At 46.1% G+C, this 19,186-nt stretch carries 13 protein-coding genes; 9 read left to right on the top strand and 4 right to left on the bottom strand.

Annotation, left to right across the window (positions count from 1 at the left end):
• The first annotated feature begins 7 nt into the window (after positions 1-7).
• The 6 genes from rbsK (at position 8) to AC2TF5_RS25740 (ending at position 7,042) form a co-directional block, all read left to right on the top strand.
• Positions 8-937 carry a ribokinase gene (gene rbsK, locus AC2TF5_RS25765; RefSeq protein ID WP_491299921.1) on the top strand — a complete coding sequence of 310 codons (930 nt, stop codon included), beginning with the start codon at positions 8-10 and terminating at the stop codon, positions 935-937.
• 538 nt (positions 938-1,475) lie between these two features.
• A complete protein-coding gene (locus tag AC2TF5_RS25760; RefSeq protein WP_491299920.1) occupies positions 1,476-2,813 on the top strand; it encodes an ABC transporter substrate-binding protein in 1,338 nt (445 codons plus the stop codon).
• Positions 2,813-3,769: a carbohydrate ABC transporter permease gene (locus AC2TF5_RS25755; RefSeq protein WP_491299919.1), complete on the top strand. Its 957-nt coding sequence runs from the start codon at positions 2,813-2,815 to the stop codon at positions 3,767-3,769. The genes AC2TF5_RS25760 and AC2TF5_RS25755 overlap by 1 nt, the downstream gene beginning before the upstream one ends.
• A complete protein-coding gene (locus AC2TF5_RS25750) occupies positions 3,759-4,619 on the top strand; it encodes a carbohydrate ABC transporter permease (protein WP_491299918.1) in 861 nt (286 codons plus the stop codon). The genes AC2TF5_RS25755 and AC2TF5_RS25750 overlap by 11 nt, the downstream gene beginning before the upstream one ends.
• Positions 4,620-4,950: 331 nt before the next feature.
• Positions 4,951-6,399, top strand: a complete 1,449-nt coding sequence (locus AC2TF5_RS25745; protein ID WP_491303002.1) for an MDR family MFS transporter — start codon at positions 4,951-4,953, stop codon at positions 6,397-6,399.
• Positions 6,400-6,436: 37 nt separating this feature from the next.
• Positions 6,437-7,042 (top strand): TetR/AcrR family transcriptional regulator, encoded by a 606-nt coding sequence (locus AC2TF5_RS25740; RefSeq protein WP_491299917.1) that lies wholly within the window; start codon positions 6,437-6,439, stop codon positions 7,040-7,042.
• Positions 7,043-7,170: 128 nt separating this feature from the next.
• Here AC2TF5_RS25740 and ric read toward each other — a convergent pair whose 3' ends face one another.
• The gene (gene ric / locus AC2TF5_RS25735; RefSeq protein ID WP_491299916.1) at positions 7,171-7,872 is read right to left on the bottom strand and encodes an iron-sulfur cluster repair di-iron protein; all 702 of its coding nucleotides are present in this window, start codon (positions 7,870-7,872) and stop codon (positions 7,171-7,173) included.
• Positions 7,873-8,228: 356 nt separating this feature from the next.
• On the opposite strand from ric, the gene AC2TF5_RS25730 reads away from it, so the two are divergent.
• A complete protein-coding gene (locus AC2TF5_RS25730; RefSeq protein ID WP_491299915.1) occupies positions 8,229-9,659 on the top strand; it encodes an aspartate ammonia-lyase in 1,431 nt (476 codons plus the stop codon).
• A 326-nt stretch (positions 9,660-9,985) separates the two neighbouring features.
• On the opposite strand, the gene AC2TF5_RS25725 is transcribed toward AC2TF5_RS25730, so the two are convergent.
• Entirely contained in the window at positions 9,986-10,972 is a 987-nt protein-coding gene (locus tag AC2TF5_RS25725) for a hypothetical protein (RefSeq protein WP_491299914.1), read from the bottom strand.
• Between the two features lie 244 nt (positions 10,973-11,216).
• Here AC2TF5_RS25725 and AC2TF5_RS25720 point away from each other — a divergent pair, with 244 nt between their 5' ends.
• Complete coding sequence (locus AC2TF5_RS25720; RefSeq protein ID WP_491299913.1) at positions 11,217-12,845, top strand: ATP-binding protein; 1,629 nt, start codon at positions 11,217-11,219, stop codon at positions 12,843-12,845.
• Positions 12,846-12,911: 66 nt separating this feature from the next.
• Here AC2TF5_RS25720 and AC2TF5_RS25715 read toward each other — a convergent pair whose 3' ends face one another.
• Positions 12,912-13,850 (bottom strand): cation diffusion facilitator family transporter, encoded by a 939-nt coding sequence (locus tag AC2TF5_RS25715; RefSeq protein WP_491299912.1) that lies wholly within the window; start codon positions 13,848-13,850, stop codon positions 12,912-12,914.
• 225 nt (positions 13,851-14,075) lie between these two features.
• Here AC2TF5_RS25715 and AC2TF5_RS25710 point away from each other — a divergent pair, with 225 nt between their 5' ends.
• Positions 14,076-15,884, top strand: coding sequence for a LamG-like jellyroll fold domain-containing protein (locus AC2TF5_RS25710; RefSeq protein ID WP_491299911.1), 1,809 nt, complete (start codon positions 14,076-14,078; stop codon positions 15,882-15,884).
• Between the two features lie 158 nt (positions 15,885-16,042).
• Here AC2TF5_RS25710 and AC2TF5_RS25705 read toward each other — a convergent pair whose 3' ends face one another.
• Entirely contained in the window at positions 16,043-18,844 is a 2,802-nt protein-coding gene (locus tag AC2TF5_RS25705; protein WP_491299910.1) for an S-layer homology domain-containing protein, read from the bottom strand.
• Positions 18,845-19,186 lie beyond the last annotated feature (342 nt).

Below are 19,186 nucleotides of genomic sequence, written 5' to 3'. Positions count from 1 at the left end.
GAGAACGTTGCAAAAGCTTTTGGTTATAGGAAGTATTAATATGGACGTTGTTAGCAGCGTAAGTCAATTTCCGCTGCCGGGCGAGACTATTCACAGCAGCGGTACGATGTTCTTTCCGGGAGGGAAGGGGGCCAACCAGGCGGTTGCTACGGCGCGGGCCGGGGCAGATTGTGCCATGGTAGGGGCGGTCGGCTTGGATCCTTTTGGGGATACCTTGGTTGCAAGCTTGGAGGACCGGCAAGTCGGAGTTAAATCCATTTTAAGCAAAGAAGGCACTTCGGGCTTCGCAATCATCACCGTTAATGAAGAAGGCGAGAACAACATTGTCTTGTCGGAGGGCGCGAATGGCAAGCTGACAGGGGACGATGTTGACGCGGAGGTTCAATGGGACGGAGTATACGCCGTGCTACTCCAGAACGAAATCCCGTGGCAGACGACACAGCATGTCATAAGCACGGCGGGTTCCGCTGGCGTTCGAGTCTGGTTAAATCCCGCACCTGCCAGAGATATACCTCAGGAGCTGTTTCCCCAGCTGGATACGCTCATTATGAACGAGACTGAGGCGAACGTCATCACGGGTGTAAAGGTCGATGATGTTATCTCCGCTGAGGCTGCAGCTGAGCATATTATTGGCCGAGGGACATCGAATGTCATTATTACGCTCGGCGAGCAGGGCTGTTTCTATATGAATGTACATGGAGACCGAGCAGTCGTTCCGGCATTCCGTGTGAAGCCTGTGGATACAACGGCAGCGGGCGATACGTTTATCGGTGCGTACGCCGCCGCTTGTGCGGACGGCTTGGGGACGACAGAAGCGCTGGCCTTCGCTACTGCGGCGGCAGCCCTGTCGGTTACGAGGCCGGGAGCGCAAACCTCTATCCCCACCAAAGAGGAAATACAGGCATTTATTGTCTCCCAATCTGTAAAAAGAAGCTGAGAGTAGATTATTCTTTGAAAAAATACGATGTAACAACAAGTAGAGCAAAAGGCCTGCCCCGGGATAGTAATGGGTGCAGGCTTATTTATTTTATTATCGATAACACTTTTTCCATCTGCGGATCTGTTGTGCCTAGTTGGTTATCTTGTATTAATGCGACAAAAGATACTGCTGAACTAGCTGTTTGATAAGAGGTCAATGCATATATCTTCCCCCTCTCGTTTACATAAATTTTACATACCGCTAATACCTGCTTGATCATGTCGCTTTATCATAAGGATATAATTTCATATTTTGCTAGGGGTGGAGACGATGAGATAACCCGGTAGCAGCTACTCTAGCCTTTTAGGAGGTAGTGGCTCTTAGGTTACGCTCATTTATGTCTCTATTTTTTGTGCGTTTTTAAAGGGGGAGGAAGATAGTTTTTGAGAAAGTATTCCTGCTATCACAAGATAGAATGCCACTAGGAAGATAGCTTAAGAAGTCATTTTATTGCGAATTATTGAGGACATGATCCGAAAGGGGACAGAGAAATTCTATGAAAAAGAAAACATGGTTGTTGACGTTACTGACTATATTTATGGTCATTTCCACTGCATGCGGAGGCGGCGGTGGAAGTGAGAGTGCCGGAGGGGAGGTTTCCATTGATGATGTGGAAGCTGCTTCGATGGATATGAAGAATGACACAACTCCAATCAAAATCCAATATTGGCATTCACATGCAGATGGCCAGCTTGAAGGCTTGGACTATATGATTGGGGAGTTCCAGAAGAAATACCCTCATATCACAGTTGAGCCGGTATTTCAGGGCGGTTATGGTGATCTTCACAAGAAGCTGTCGGCTGCAGTAGCTGCGAATGATGTACCAGCTGTAACCAATGTTGAGGTATCATCTCTCGCGAACTTTGCGGACAGCGGTGTATTTGCAGACCTGGGTCCATGGATCAAGCGTGATGAAGTGAAGACGGACGATTTCTCCCAAGGGATGCTGAACGCTTATGCATATAACGGTAAGCAGTATGGATTCCCTCTGATTGTAAGTACCAGCGTGTTTGTTTACAACAAAACGATACTGGACGAGTTGGGCGTAGAGCCGCCGCAGAAGTGGGATGAGATTGAGGACTTCAATGCAAAAGTAGCGAAGAAAGAAGGCGGCAAAACGACGCGTTATGCTTTCTCCGTTCCAGGCTGGGATTCTTGGTACTATGATCCTTGGAACATTAACGGTGGTGGGCAAATTTTGACTGAAGACCGGAGTGCCTCGGCTGTTGAGAATGAAGAGTCACTTCGTTACATTCAGAACTTCTACAAATGGCAAAATGACGGCAGCATGCATATGGGCTACGGTAAAGGTGCCTCTGACAACATGCGTCAAATGTTCCTGAATGGGGAGATTGCCATGGTGCAGCATACTTCCGCTATGCTTAAAATGTACCGTGAAAATGCAGATTTTGAAGTGGGTGTATCCTTCCTTCCTGGGGATAAAGTCCGTACCTCCAACATTGGCGGCGCAGGTATCGTTATGATGGATGGAGCCAAGGATCTGGAGAAAGAAGCAGCGTGGAAATTCATTGAGTTCATGACTTCGGCTGACCATAATATCAAGTGGGCTGAATCCGTTGGATACCTTCCGACAAGAAAATCGGCCATTGAGTCTGAGGAAGGCAACCAATATTTTGAAAGATGGCCACAGTACAGAGCGGTATACGAGCATTTCGATGAAGTGACACCGCGCTTGCAGCACCCGGCTTATCCTGAATTCAGTGAGGTTTATAAAGAAGTTGTAGGGGAAATGGTGCTGAACCAAAAAGACCCGACACCACTTATGAAGGATGCAGCCAAGAAGATCAACGATATTCTGGCTGACTATGAGTGATGCCTATGGAGACCAATAAACAAGTGACAAAGGCGGCGTCCAATCGGGCGACCGCTTCGGTCTCTACACGGATGTCTCACACGCTGATCGAGAAATGGAAGGACTTTTCATTTGCTGTCCCCGCACTGCTGTTCATGGGCGTGTTCTTGTATTATCCACTTGCCTATTCCATTTATATAAGCTTCACGAACTGGAACATGACGCGTCCGGAAAAAAAGTTTGTGGGTGTTGATAACTATACCCGCCTGTTGGCCAATGAGGACTTTTACCAGTCCTTACAAGTCACGTTATTGTACACCTTGATGGATGTTATATTCACGCTTGTCATAGGGTTGCTGCTAGCGCTGCTGCTCAATGTTTCATCCTCGCGTCTATTCGGCTTTATGCGGGGTGTGATCTTTATGCCGTATTATATCTCGATGGTTGTGGCGGCCATGGTATTTACATGGATTTACAACGGACAATATGGACTTCTAAACGGAATTGTATCTTGGTTCGGAATGGATCCAGTCGACTGGCTGACCAATCCTTCTACCGCACTGCCGGCGCTAGTCGCGGTTTCGGTCTGGAAAGGCGTAGGCTTCGCGATGATTCTCTTTATTGCAGGCATGCGCGGGATTCCGGCAGAGTACTACGAAGCAGCATCTATTGACGGAGCGAGCAAGTTCAGGCAGTTCCGCAATATCACGCTGCCGCTCTTATCCCCAATGACTCTGTTCCTTGTCATCACAAGTTTTATATCGTCAATGCAGGTGTTCCAGTCGATTGATGTGATGACTAACGGCGGTCCACTAAAGGCGACGAACGCAATCGTGTATTGGATTTATACGATGGCCTTCTCGGAGTTTAAAACAGGTAGAGCGTCTGCGCTTGTCATGATTCTATTCGTCATTATATTGCTGTTAACATTGGTTCAATGGTTGGTCAGCAGGAAGAAGGTGCACTATGAAGGATAATTATATGGCTGGATCGGCGAAGAACCGCAAGCTACTACTGCTGCTTCGGATTATTGCAGCGGTTCTTGTAACACTGGTTATGTTCTTTCCGGTGTATTGGCTTCTGATCAGCGCGCTCAAGACACAGTCTGAGATGCGGATGGCTGTTCCTACATTTTGGCCGGAGACCTTTGCCTGGGAGAACTTTGTGGAAGCTTTCCGGGTCATCCCTTACGCGCGATTCTTCAGTAATACGCTGATTATGGCAGTGGGGACTATTATTCTTCAGCTTAATGTGGCATTGATGGCGGCATATGCTTTTGCCAAGGGAAGGTTCTGGGGACGGGATGCTCTGTTTTTCCTGGTTCTAGCAGCGCTGATTGTACCAGAGCAGGTTATTTTCGTTCCAGTGTATGTCATGATGTCCAAGCTCGATTGGCTGAACACCTTTTGGGCACTCATTGTGCCACATGGTGCTTCCGCCTATGCGATTTTCCTGCTGAGGCAGGCCTTTAAAACGATCAACAACGACGTGTTAGAAGCGGCGCGTGTAGATGGAGCCGGACGGTTCTCTATTCTGTACAAGCTGTTGTTCCCGATGGCAAGGCCTACAATTGTAACGATGGGTGTTCTGATCTTCATCTCATCCTGGAACTCGTATTTCTGGCCCTTGATCATGACGAATGACAACAATATGCGTGTACTGACAGTAGGTATCGCCATGCTGCGGGATTCCATCGCGGGGAATGAAGCCATGTTCTTCAATGTCATTATGGCATCTAGTGTGATGGCGATTATACCGATTGTGTTTGTATTTACGGTCATGCAGAAGCACATCATAGCCGCTATGGCGAATTCGACATTTAAATAACTTCATCATATGGAGGGAATGACGCCTGACGATGAAGCCGTACTGGAATTTCTTGCGCAATATCCTGAACTGCTCATCGTTATATGCAACTCTATTGACCGAATACCTATCAAGTTAGATTGAATCTGATATAAGAAGATATAGAATGCGAAGGATCTGACCAGACTATGAAGCTGGCGGATCTTTTTTTTAGATGCAATTTTTAAACGCATTGGCATTTGAAATTTAGGTAAATTTTGGGTTGACTACCGGACAATTGTCCGCTAAAATAAAAAACGCACTACCGGACAATTGTCCGCATACAGAAACAAGGGAGGATAAGGTCTTGGATATGGGAGTGGGGCCAAGTTCGGCCAAAATTGATCTAAGCAAGATAAAGAGAGGGCCGATTGTAGCTGCACTGATTATTGGCGCATTCGTTTCTATCTTAAACGAGACACTGCTGAATATTGCTTTCCCGAGCTTGATGGAGCAGTTCGGTATCGGGGAGTCGACGGTTCAATGGCTGTCAACATCCTACATGCTGGTTGTCGGGATTCTGGTACCGGTGACAGCATTGCTCCAGTTGTGGTTTTCAACAAGGCAGATGTTCATAGGCGCTATGACGCTATTTTTGATTGGTACAATTGTTTGTGGTTTTTCACCGGCATTTGAGGTGCTGCTGTGTGGCCGGATCCTGCAGGCTTTCGGAACAGGATTGTTGATGCCCGTTCTGATGAATACGATACTTAGTATTTATCCGCCTGAGAACCGAGGAGCGGCTATGGGGATGATCGGATTGGTTATTATGACAGCCCCTGCGATCGGACCTACATTGTCCGGATTGATTGTTGATGCGCTCAATTGGCGCTGGTTGTTTTTCCTGATCATTCCGCTTGCGGTTTTCTCAATTTTGTTCGGAAGCATTTATCTAAAGAACGTTACGGAGCTTACAAAACCGAAGGTCGATTTCATCTCCATCATTTTTTCGACGATTGGGTTTGGTGGAATCGTGTACGGATTCAGCAGTGCAGGAGAGGGCTCCTGGTCTGATCCGAAGGTTGTATGGTGCATTACAGCCGGGGCGATCGGCTTGCTACTCTTTGTAGTGCGTCAATTGAAATCGAAGGAACCTATGCTGGATATGCGTACGTTTAAATATCCGATGTTTTCACTGGTCACCGTGCTGATGCTTGTATTGATGATGAGTATGTTCTCGACCATGATCATGCTGCCATTGTTTCTTCAAAATGCGCTAGGCCTGACCGCGTTAGCCGCAGGGCTTGTCATGATGCCGGGGGGGATTATCAATGGTCTGATGGCTCCGATTACAGGCAAGCTGTTTGATAAGTTCGGACCGAGATTTCTGATTATACCTGGTCTGGCTCTTTTATGTATCGCCATCTTCTTATTCTCCCGCATTGATGCTTCATGGACGGGTGGTTATGTAACCTTCCTCCATGTTATGATGATGATAGGAATTTCCATGGTCATGATGCCGGCCCAGACGACGGCCTTGAATCAGCTGCCGCGATTGTTGTACCCGCATGGTACAGCGATTATGAGTACCTTGCAGCAGGTCGCAGGGGCCATTGGTATGGCACTCTTTATTAGTATCATGACAGCGGGATCCAAAAATTACGCTATAACGACCGGGGATCAGAATCCGGTGGAGATTATGGTTGCAGGTCTTCATAGTGCATTCATAACCGGGCTCGTTCTTGCAGTTGTTGCCTTGGTGCTGGGCTTCTTTGTTAAACGTACGTATTCACCGTCCGCAGAAGAAAAGTCAGCCGCATAAAGGTTCCCCGTGTATTCATTAGAGAGGAATGCATGCATTGGCGAGTAGAAAAGAGAATGACGAATTAGGTCAAAAGATTCTGGATACGGCTCAAGCTTTATTTAATAAATACGGAGTCGAGGACGTTTCCATGCATCAGGTGGCGAAAACAGCTGGTATAGGTCAAGGCACCTTGTATCGCCGTTATCCGAGCAAGAGCAAAATTTGCTTCTACCTGATGGAAGCGAAGATCGATCGATTTATGCAAGAATTGGATGACTACCTTCGGGGCAGTGGTGACGAACCGGTTGCCGTCCGGATTCGCACTATTATGACTAGATTGATTCTTCACTTCAATGAAGATCTGGAATGGCTTCGGATTATACTATCTACCGGCCGACTGGAGGACACCAAGAACGAGCTGTGTGAAAACCCGCCGTTCACCTATTTACGATTACAGGTAAAAAGCCTTCTGGAGTATGCGGGTGAGCAAGGAGAACTGAGGCCGATGGATCCGGAATTTACATCCATATTATTGTCCTCACTTCCACGGGCTGATATTATTTTGTATTTGCGCGATAAGGGATACAGTGCGGAGCAGGTTGCCGAGGAGTATTGCAGAAGTTTTGTGGATACGCTGTTTGTAGATACATCAGCGATATAGTCGGCATGCAAAAAACCGTTTCGTTTAGACCTAGGGTCTATCCGGAACGGTTTTTTGTCAGTTTTATGAAGAGATAAGAACAGGTGAGTACTTTGAAAATAATGACGTTAAATACTACACTTTCTTACTTACATGGCTGCGCGGACCTTTTCGAATAATACATTATTCTCCAGATGGATATGCTCAAAGGTGTCCTTCTCGAGTGCCGCCAGACGCGAATATACGAGACGATACGTACCACAGGCATCGGCAGGCGGTTCGAAGTCATTCGTGATTTCACGAAGCTCCTTGAGCAGATCGCCTGCGGCTTCATGCTCGTTCTCAAGCTCCAGAACATGAGGTTTGAGTGCCTCAGAGGCTATGGCCGTTGGTTCATTCATGAAATCGATGATCCGTGGAAATACAACCTGATCCTCATCCTCGGTATGTTCCAGAAGTTCTTGCTTCAGACTAGAGTAGATTTCCTGTACACGTAAGAGATGAGGGTTCTTCTCCCCATGCACACGGGCAAGCTTTGTAACGTATGGGGTTAGCTGGGGGAGCTCATCTCTAAGAAAAGCGTGGTGCTTTTGCTGAATGTGGGTGATCAGTTCTTTTTCACTCCGCTCGGCAGCCATGTATTGTTCCGCATACTCTTTTTGTTTCTTGTCTATATCTAATATTTCAGAAAGGACTTGCAGCGGGTCCAGGTTACGATTAAGAGCTGCTTGTTCTAGCGCGATTTTCCCGCCACAGCAAAAATCAATCCGTAGCTTCCGGAACAGATCGGCAGACCTCGGAATATCGGTAACAATATCGGCAACAAGTGTGTTTAGCGTAATTTGACTCATGAATTAAAACCTCCCGTTTCTAGCAGTTTTATAGAGTGCGATGTGGTGACCGCCAAAGGTTAAAAGCTATTCTATACGGTTAAGTATAGGGAGCAAAGGGGTTAAGCTGGGTGATTTGAATCACTTGAAAAGTGGGCAAATGATGAAATCGGAAATCAGAGAAATGATGGAGAAATTGAAGCTAAAGCGTCTATTTCCGTTCGAGGAAGGATATGTTTTAATTAGTTCAAAATGACTGTCTGAACAAACCAAAGATTACTCTACAAAATATTTGTAAAAATTAAAGGAATATTATCGACGAAACCGAATGTTTACAGTACCAGACATGACATGCTGGAATTCGAAAGGTAATGGTGATGAAGATCATGGACGTGAATTATCGGGTTGAAAAAGATTTCCTCGGTGAGAGACAGCTGCCCGCGCAGGCTTATTACGGAATTAACACGGTCAGAGCAGTGGAGAACTTTCCGATCAGTGGGGTTCCTATTCATGGAGAATTGATCTCTGCACTGGCTGAGGTGAAAAAAGCTGCGGCGCTTGCAAATATGCAACTGGGTCTGCTTCCGAAAGGTATCGGCAATGCCATTGTAGAAGCAGCTCACGAGGTTATCGAAGGACAGTTTCGTTCAGAGTTTATCGTCGATTCCATTCAGGGTGGAGCAGGTACCTCCATTAATATGAATATGAACGAGGTACTGGCCAACCGGGCGCTGGAGTTAATGGGTAAGGGAAAAGCGGACTATTTCTACTGTAATCCTAACAATCACGTAAATATGTCCCAATCGACCAATGATGCCATTCCAACCGCCATTCGCATCGCAGCCTACCGTTTGACACAGGATCTGTTGACTGTGTTCCGCGCGCTGGTGAACGGTATTAACGAGAAAGCGAAGGAGTTTGACCATGTCATCAAAATGGGCCGAACCCACCTTCAGGATGCTGTGCCGATTCGCTTGGGTCAGGAATTCAGTGCATATGGTAAAGTGCTGAGCAGAGACATCGGACGTATTGAGCGAGCTGCACAAGGTCTGTTAAAAATAAACATGGGCGCGACGGCTGTAGGGACGGGCCTCAACGCACCTGTAGAATATATGGAGAGTGTTGTTAGTTTGCTGCAGGAGCAGACCCAAATAGCTCTGGAGCAGGCTGAGGATCTGGTTGACGCCACGCAAAATACGGATGCTTATCTGGAGCTGTCGGCAGCTCTGAAGGTTTGTGCTGTCAATATATCCAAGATGTGCAATGACATTCGTATGATGGCATCCGGGCCGAAGGCTGGCTTTAATGAGCTATTGGTACCGGCTAGACAACCGGGATCGTCCATTATGCCGGGCAAAGTCAATCCGGTAATGGCGGAAGTGATGAATCAGATTTCCTTCCAGGTCATGGGCAATGATCATACGATCTGTCTGGCTTGTGAAGCGGGACAGTTCGAGCTTAACGTCATGATGCCGGTCGCGGCGAACAATTTGATGCAATCCATCAAGATTCTGAAGAACGGCATGGATGTGTTCAACAAAAACCTCATTGCGGATCTGCAGGCTAACATCGACAGATGCAAGCATTATGTAGACACAAGCTTCGGTATTATTACCGCTTTGAATCCGCATCTGGGGTATGATGTCGCTTCCCGTCTCGTGAAAGAAGCGCAGCAGACAGGACAGAATGTGAAAGAGATTATTTTAGAGAAAGGTCTTCTGACCGAAGAACAGATCCGTGTGATTTTGGATCCGTACCATATGACTTCGCCAGGTATTGCAGGCGAGGAATTTCTACTCAATCAATAAGAGTTACAACGTAAAAGGGGCTGCCGAGGCAAAGTCTGATAAGATTTTGTCCAGGCAGCCCCTTGCCGTCTAGCGTGAAGGTTGAGCAACAGCCATATTTATTCTTCGTTGACACTATGCGATATGATTGTTTGAACCCGGTGAATGGATTTTTTCAGAGGAGTTTCATTGCTGTTCCACACGATGGCATCCGCGAGGTTAAGATAAGGCTCGCTCAGAAGACTAGGATGGGGCTGTCCCAATCTTCTGCTGGTGTAGACATTGTGGATAGCCCTTTTCATAGATGATAAATCAGGGAAGCGCATTCATTAAATGCTGATCGAAATTTAGTGATGATGGCCACCCATTTGCCCCATCCAGATGTACAAGGCCATCAATCCGAACAGGAATATACAAAAGTTCACAGCTACAAATAGGCCGCGTAGTATAGAGGAACGGTGAAACTGAAATGGTGTTTTATAATCGCCGCTCCCTTCAATGAGAAACATGATAAGCAGTGTGTGGATAATGGTGTGTCCGATGATTTCCTTTATACCGAACACCATGGTGGTCATTAGAAATACACCCGTCAGCAGAATTGAGGTGAATCTGTTCATGAAGCCAACAATAAATGACCAGGCGAGTCCCATTTCGATGAAGGCGCTGATTAGAACGAAGTCATCGACGCTAAATCCCAATGTGGGAATACCATAATCATGCATGAGTGATTGCGCAAGCTTGGCGATGGTCATCTTCTCCATGGCAAGCCAGGCGAGAGACAAGCCTGTGGATACATACAGGACAGGGGCTGCTGTCGCTCTCCAACGTGTTGTGCACACATACAGGTAATACACGATTCCTGGATAAAACAGATAGTCGAGGGTATGAAAGATGCCGTATACCAAAGTAGCGTGAATATACAACAAGAGTATAGCGGTACTGCTAATAAATAAAGTTTTCCGGTGAATTAATCCCGCAATGGCTACGATTAGCACGATGTCCACCCAGGCGCCTTCTGGAGCGAATTCAGGTGATATGTATGTCCCCGTGCTGAGCTGTAGCAAAAGCCCTAAACTGAGGCCAATACGGAGGATGAGCTGTCCTTGTTTTTTTAATAGACTTAGCCACTCATGAATACGCCTAATGAACGGGATACGTTCAAGTGTATCGTGGAAGAACGCCAAGAGGAGCAGTACGATTACCGTGAACCCGAGCCAAAAGAGGAAAGATGTGTTAATAACCTGAGACATCGGCTGGGGGATCCACGTATGATCCTTCGTAAACCATTTAACATGCAAATACATTCCGCTCCACTTTGGAAGCCATAACCCCATTGTGATATGAATTCCCTCCTTAACGAATGTTGGTAGTTTTGTTATTACTGATGAGTGCCCTTTTCAACAATAATTGATTTTAAAGTAAAATATTACATTTTGTAGATACTTATCCCTAGGTGGAAGAATGTATCCCTTAGTAACTTATATGATTCGTAAAAATAGCGGGGTGAAGGATAAACGCAGGGATGGTAGAATATCAGAGAGAGATTTCTACGACAGCATGAAAAATGGGGTATGTCACATGAATAGATTATACGATGGACTAACGGATGAGGAGATTATACGGAAATCTAAACAACATTGTAGAAATAAGGGGATAGATCCAAGTGTTCCTCCAAAGTTTATCTGTCGTTTTTCTAAGAAACAGCTAGTAGATAGACAAAAAATCTACATGGAATGTATTGAAGTTATCCACTATTTTGTGGAGAAATTCCTTGCTTCTGTTTCTGACAACCCGATATTAATTACGATTACAGATTATGAGGGATACGTTCTTGAATTTGCAGGTAACCCTTCTATTTTAGAAACCGTAAACCAGCTCGGTATTGCAGAAGGTGTAAGATATAACGAAGACGCCGGAACGAACTCTATTGATCTATGTCTTCTGAGCCGGCGGCCCTTCCAGTTGATTGGCAAGGACCATTATCATGGTGCTCTGCACCGTATCGCTTGCTATTCGGCTCCCTTTTACTTCGAAGGAGGAGATTCGATTGCAGGAACGATCTCTTTGATGACGGATGTTGATTTTGCCCACCCCCATTTAATGTCACTGCTGAGTACGATTGCAGATTCTGTAGAGCGGGAGCTGACGCTGCGCAAGCAGAACAGCCAGCTTCATATTTTGAACCAACTGCTGTTGGAGACGAACTATTACGGGGTGTTAGTTACAGATCCGGCAGGTAATGTCGTTCAAATGAACGAAAACAGTATGAAAATATTAAACCTTAACGCTGCGAACAAAAGAACTTATCTAGGGGCGCCTGTATTCGGAATAAATGAGATAGGTTGTTATTTTAAACAGGTCATAGAGAACCAAGATCAATGCATCGGCCAGGAGTTATCCATCTCAATAAATGGAGTTGTCCACTATTACATTCTCGATGTACTGCCTGTGTATGATCTGAACTGCGTTATGACCGGGGTGGTAGGAAGTCTGCGTGATATTACCGAAATGAAGAATACCGAGGAAGTGCTGCGGAATACGGAAAAATTGGTGTTCGCCGGCCAACTTGCAGTAAGTATTGCGCACGAGGTGCGTAATCCTCTAACTACGGTGAAGGGAATACTGCAGCTATCCAGTCAAGACGCTAAACTGCGTCATTATAATCTGATCATGTCTGAGCTCGAGCGGATGAACCTGATTGTCAGTGAGTTTTTAATTCTGGGCAAGCCTCAAGCGGTCCAGTTCAAACAGGAGCAGTGCGAGACGATTTTAAAAGAAGTGTTGCACGTATTCGGAATCCAGGCGGCGCTGAACCATGTAGAGATCCGGACGGAATGTCTTCACAGCCAGGAGATCACTTGCGATCGGAACCAAATTAAGCAGGTATTTCTGAATATTTTGAAAAACTCTATGGAGGCACTTCCCTTTGGTGGGAACATTGACATCTTGTTGGATGTAAAAGACAGCTGTCAGGTTATCTCCTTCACCGACAATGGATCAGGTATGACGGGAGATGTGCTGGATCGGATTGGAGAGCCGTTCCATACAACGAAGCCAGAGGGAAATGGTCTTGGTATGATGATTGTCCAAAAGATATTGGATACACATAAAGGCCGAATGTCTATATCCAGTGTTGTAGGGCAGGGAACCGCGGTGACGATATATTTTCCATTGAAAATGAAAAATAACGACAACGTATCCATCTAACGGAATTAACAAACGCCGGCGTATGCACGCCGGCGTTTGTTGCATTCTAGCCATTGGATTCAGGATTCACACTTTGAATTCAGGGTGTAAAATATGAGATTGCTCAACCTGAATGGTGGTGTGCTGAATTTTGAATCGTTCTTCAATCTGTATGATAGCCTCCTGAAGGACCTGCTGGCTGTTAGCGTGGTCCGTAATGGTGAGGTGGCAGCTTAGGGAATCAAGTCCGGAAGTAATGGTCCAGATGTGCAGGTCGTGCACATCTATCACGCCGTCAATTTCCATAAGAGTCTGAATAACCTGTTCTTGATCAACCGAAGCAGGGGTGCCTTCCATAAGAACGTGAATGGTTGTTTTGATCACATTCCATGCCCCTCTCAAGATGAGCAGGGCGACAAAAACACTTACGATCGGATCTGCAATATACCAATCGAACAGCCACATCAGAAGGCCAGCCACAATGGCGCCAACAGAACCAAGGGCATCTCCGATAACATGAAGGTATGCGCTGCGGACGTTAATATTGTTCTTAATGTCACTCTTCCGCATTAAGGACCATGCACTCAGCAGATTGGCAAGCAGTCCAATAATAGCGATCAGCATCATGGAGCCGCTGGCGACAGTTGGGGGCTCCATGAAGCGCCCGTAGGCTTCCCAGCAAATAAATCCGGCGATGACAAAGAGAGAGATGCCATTGAAGAGGGCGGCTAAAATCTCAAACCGGAAAAAACCGTAAGTTTTACTAGGTGAAGCCGACCGGGTGGCAAACCACATTGCTATCAGGCTAAGCGCAAGAGCTGCGACATCACTGAGCATGTGTCCGGAATCAGAGAGAAGGGCTAGGCTGTTCGTAATCAGTCCGCCGAAGAATTCCAATACCATAATACTGCTTGTGATGATTAATGCGATTGTAAGTCCTTTAGCGTTATTTTTTCCTCCGTGTCCATGTGCATGCTGATGTCCGTGATTGTGTCCATGATGATCGTGACTATGTGAATGGCTCATACATTGTTCCTCCAAAACTTTATTTGTATATGATCAATTATTCATATATATTATTAACGATCGCTAAGAAAATTGTCAATAGGGTAAACTCTAAAATGTGGATAATGGGACTTTTGAATGTGATGAAAAATTTAGTTTAACCAAAAGCGGCAATTCTGTTTATGCTCCGATAACATTTTAATTCTAAGATAATCCCATATCTTAATTTTGGAGGGACAACTCAGAATGAAACCATTTAGAAGAGCTTTAGCCATCCTGTTGTCAGCCATGCTGATCATAGGGATTTTCGTAGACATCAGCCCGGCAACAGCCAAGTCTGGTGCTTCAGAGGAGAACGACAGCTTCAAGGTCGCTATTTTGCCTGATACGCAAAAATATGCTCGTTATAAAAATGAAATCTCTATGTCGCAGACACAATGGATCAAGAAAAATGCTGAACAGGAGAACATAGTATTCACCTCACATCTGGGGGATATCGTTGACAGAGTTAACGAAAGCTATGAGTGGCAAAACGCAGACGAAGTGATGCAGATACTGGATAAGGCCAAGCTTCCTTACGGATATCTGGCAGGCAATCATGATGTCTTGGATCCGAGCCAAAATGATAATGATCGTGATCTGAAGAATGAGCCGTTTTTGAGCTATTTTTCTGTCGATCGGATGAAGTCGATTCCGGGCTTTGGCGGTCACTCGAAAGATGGTTTCAACTCCTACTACATATTTGAAGGAGCAGGTAAGAAATATATTGCTCTGTTTCTGGATTGGAGAGCGTCCGAGGAATCCTTGAAGTGGGCTCAGGAGGTTATCGACAAGCATCCAAACTATCCGGTTATGTTGTTTACTCACCAATTGCTTAACATATCGGGTGACAAGAAGGAAGCGGTCATGACTGACCATGGTCAGTACTTGTGGGACACGCTGATCAAGAAGAATGATCAGATTTTCTTGACGGTTAACGGTCATCATCACGGCTATGCTCATAAGGTACTGAAGAATGACAAGGGCAACGATGTGGTCATGATGGTCGTGGATTACCAAAGTGCTTTTCACGGTGGCAACGGATTGATGAGAACGCTAGAATTTGATATGGCCAAAAACCGCATTCATGTCGAATCGTTCTCCCCTTGGGTGATGAAGATGCCGGAGAGCCAAAGAACGATTTTTGATGAGGAAAAACTGGTCGATGATTTTAATGATTTTACTATTTCAATGGATTTTGAAGAGCGGTTCTCCGGATTCCAGCCGGCCATACAAGTTGACAAGGAGGTTCCGAGTATAGAAGGTACGCAGGCTCACTGGCGTTTTGAAAATCGTACCGCCTCGGAGGGTCAGGCTGTTGCAGGTAACGGAACCCCCGTCGTCCGAGACTTGAGCAATCAAGGAAACGATTTGTACCGCAAGGATGCAGGCGATTCTGCACCGGAGGATTTGATATGGTATAAGGGGAATTCGCAAAATTCGCAAAGCCGCTCAGGCATCCGCTTCTTTGGTGATAAAACAAAGGAGAAAGGGTCTTATTTGGAGACCTCGGATAACGCACCGTTAAATAAACAAAACTTTGAGAATGGATATACCGTTGAAGCGATTGTGAAGCTCAGTCCTGATTTTCAAAGCGACAAGCACTCCTGGATGGGCATTTTGGGGCGTCTTGGAACCGGGAAGGATGCCGGCAAAATGGCAGGAGACGCGGATGCGCCATTGGCTACGATGTCCGTCTCTAGCCTGCGCGAAATCCAGTGGGCCGTGTATCCTGTGAATTACGACAGCGAGCAGACGAACTGGTCCTGGGAGATGGATGACAACTGGCATCATATCTCGATTGTGAATGATCGGACTACGACCACAATGTATATTGATGGTGTCGAGGTACTGCGAAACCCGGACACAAGAGCTTACGGACTCGCTTCAGTTGACCAGCCATGGATGGTCGGTGCGAGTCATTACGCTAATAAATTGGACGGCGTATTCAACGGATGGATCAGTGAGGTTCGTCTTGTGGATCGAGCCCTGGACAAGAAGGATTTCTTGAAATAATGGAGTCAGATTGAGCGGCTAAGTCCTGTGTTTCCTATGACTAATACGTGAAGTATATATAAACGCCCTCCCGCTTTCTTATGGAAGTCGGGAGGGCGTTTTTTTCTGTAATTATCTGTGCTTCTTTATTTTCTTTCCGTTTTTTCGGGCCTGTATGGTCAAAGCTGCAAATAAAGCCGGTACAGCATTCGGGCAGCTTCCCCGCGCGTGACAGCCTCGCGAGCTTTAATCCGTTTATCAGCGGGAACATCGATCAAGCGCTGCTTCACAGCCAAGGACATCGTTGGTTTGGCCCAATTGGAGATTGTCTCTTTGTCTACGAATTGACTCAGGTAATCCTCCGGATTCGCAGGGTAATAATAATGTTTCTTTTCATGCAGGGATCTTGCGCCGATGGCGGTCATTTCTTCCCGAGATATCGTATGATCCGGCTTAAACGTGCCATCTGGATAACCTTCTACGATATGCTTCTTTTCGGATGAAGCGATATATGGATGATGCCATTGCGACGGATGCACGTCTGAGAAACTCTCCGTCGCCGTTTCATCCAAAGCATAAAAAGCTCTTACAAGCATGGCCGTGAACTCTGCGCGGGTGAGCAGGGAATCGGGTTCAAAATTGCCATTGTCTTTCCCGGTCACGATCCCTTTGGAGGCTAGAAACTGAACCGCTTGCTGCAGCTCTGGATCTCGATCGTCAACATCAGGGAACGACTTGGAATTTTCGTCCACGAAATACGCCCCGGAACGGTTGATTTCCGCTTCCATGCCGTTTTGGGACGGATTGAACTTTCCGCCGATCGGCTGAGCCTTTTTTCCATTTGAATAGAACACGCTGGTATGTGTCGCATTCGTCTGCTTTGTAGGCAGAATGAGTAGGATGTTACTTGATACGTTCGACAGCTCCTGACCTTGTTCATCTGAGAATTGTACGTGAAATCCGCCGTTATTTTCTTTGACCAGACGAATCACAATCACCGGAAGCGAATCGAACAGGCGATCTGCGGTCGCAACATTCAGCACCAACTTCGCATCCCCCGCAAGAACGGTAATATAGTCGATATCCTTCCGACCAACTAAGCTATCCTTGTACAGCTTGAAAATATATTCATTTTGTCCGGGCGAGGGCAAAATTTCTGCATTCACGATTAACTCTCTCGCAAGCGCAATCCTGTTCTCCGACAGCGCCTGCTTTACCGCTGACTTCGCCTTTGACGCATTGCCGGCTAAGCGGTCAATCAGTTCGGGCGTTATGAGGAGCTGGCCGTTAACGGGAGTCGGCTTTTCGCTGCTTGCGGCCGTGATCACAAGCTCTCCCGCTTGAGTCAGACCCTCCACGATAACCGAATTCTTCTTGTCAGCGTCAGGGATAGACCGGACGGCAGTGAAATACGTATCGGAGAGCATGCTGCCTTCAACGATATACAACAAGAAGTAGGCGGTCTCGTCCGGAAAACCGGCCCTGGTTGCGGTTGCCCGTACAATAGTTTGTCCGGATTTATTCGCGGTGACGACTGCTATGCCATTTACATTCGATAAGGTACCTATGCTCGGGTCGTCAATGGTGTACGTTATTTTGGTCCCAGGAAGCACATTGCTTGCGGTAATAGTCTGTTGTTCACCAGGCTTAAGCATCGTGATAAACGGAAAAAGGCTAATTTCCGGCGAAGTCCGTATAACAGGTTGAGTTTTAGTCTCTGAGCGACCAGCAGTTGGTTGGTCTGTTGTTTCAGGACGACTACCCGTCGGTTGGGTTGTTTTTTCAGTTTGACCGCCGATGGGTGTGCCTGTTGTCCCCGAGCTATCACCAGTTGACGTGTCTGTTACTCCAGTTTGATAACCAGTAGCTGCCATTCCTTTCGTAAACACAACCAGCTTCGGCAAGGAATACAAATTATCTTCCCATGCCCACAAGGTCTGATCCTTTTTCAAGGCATAATACCATTTAGAATACCTGTCCTTGACCTTATTGTGTACGGAGGCGATATCCGTAAGCCCGAGGAACACTTTATCGTCGTTGTACACGGACCAAAGCTGATCATCCGCTCGCAAAGCATAAATGGAATCAATAAATTGATCTTGCAGCATCGTGCTGAATTCAACAATACTTCGCGCGCCGGTTGCCCCATGTAATTGTTCGGGAACACTCGCAGAGTTATATGCCGACCAGGACCAGACCGTACCATCTTTCTTGTAAGCATAGTTTGGATAAGCGCCCGTCTCAATCTTGACGATATCGCTAAGACCCTTGACCTGTTCTGGTCCTTTGTCTTTAGAGATATAATCCGGAAGGTAGTCACTTGTGCTCCATTTCCAAACCGAACCATCCTTTTCAACCGCATATGCGAAACCGTTCGCCGAGCTTATGGATACGACATCGTCAAGCAGCTTGGATTGAATCGGAATGGACGAGGCGCCGCCTATTTCGCTTCCCCAGCTCCAAACCGAACCGTCTGATTTTAATACGAACAAGGTCTTGAAGTTAGAATTGTCGTAATAAAAATCAGCGACGAGTGAAGTAACGTGATTCAACTCTTTGATGGGCGAAGGAGTACCCATAGGACTATGTATAATAGCAGCGTCGGTTTCGGTGATTTTGGAGTCCCAAAACCATACGGTTCCATCCTTTTTTAACGCAACGTAGTTAAGGATAGCTCTACTGTTCTCCTCTTGCGATTTGTATCTAAATTGCTTCACATCCTGCAAGCCCGGAATTTGGAACATTTCAGCTATATAGCAATCTAAAGTTTTTGAAAAATCTTTATTTATGACCCAAGTCCATACGGATCCATTGTTTTTCGCCAGTAGAACATTCTCGTCAAGAATGTCGTAATCCTCGCCGATACGTGTATATTGCTGTTCGCTAACGGCACTTGTGTCACTCTCCTTGGCTTGAATCGTACCTGAATGAGCCGTAAGGATTAACACTAAGCTTAACAGCGCTGCCATCAATCGTTTCATTGCCGACCTCCACCTAGAAATTTTCTTGTTCATCTCAGAATTCAGCTTCCCGGTTTCCCCAACGGGCAGCTGATAGCCTGTCCTCGTTTTTAAATTAGATCCTCTCTTTTTCTATTACTTCTCAAATTATTTATCGGCTAAAAGGAGTAGAAGGTTTTACTTTCACCAAATAATTCATAATATAGTAACTTTCCACGGTCAATAATTAATCTTCCAAAAAAATAACCCCCGGCGTTCTCGCACGCCAAGAGTGAAAAATACAATTTTAAACCGAGTCATCACCTTAATTCATTCAGCAACGATCGATGAGAATATGTGAACAGGACACCGATTTGTTGCAGT

The organism is Paenibacillus sp. JNUCC 34 (assembly GCF_058269055.1).
This window is presented reverse-complemented; position numbering and strand designations above follow the sequence as displayed.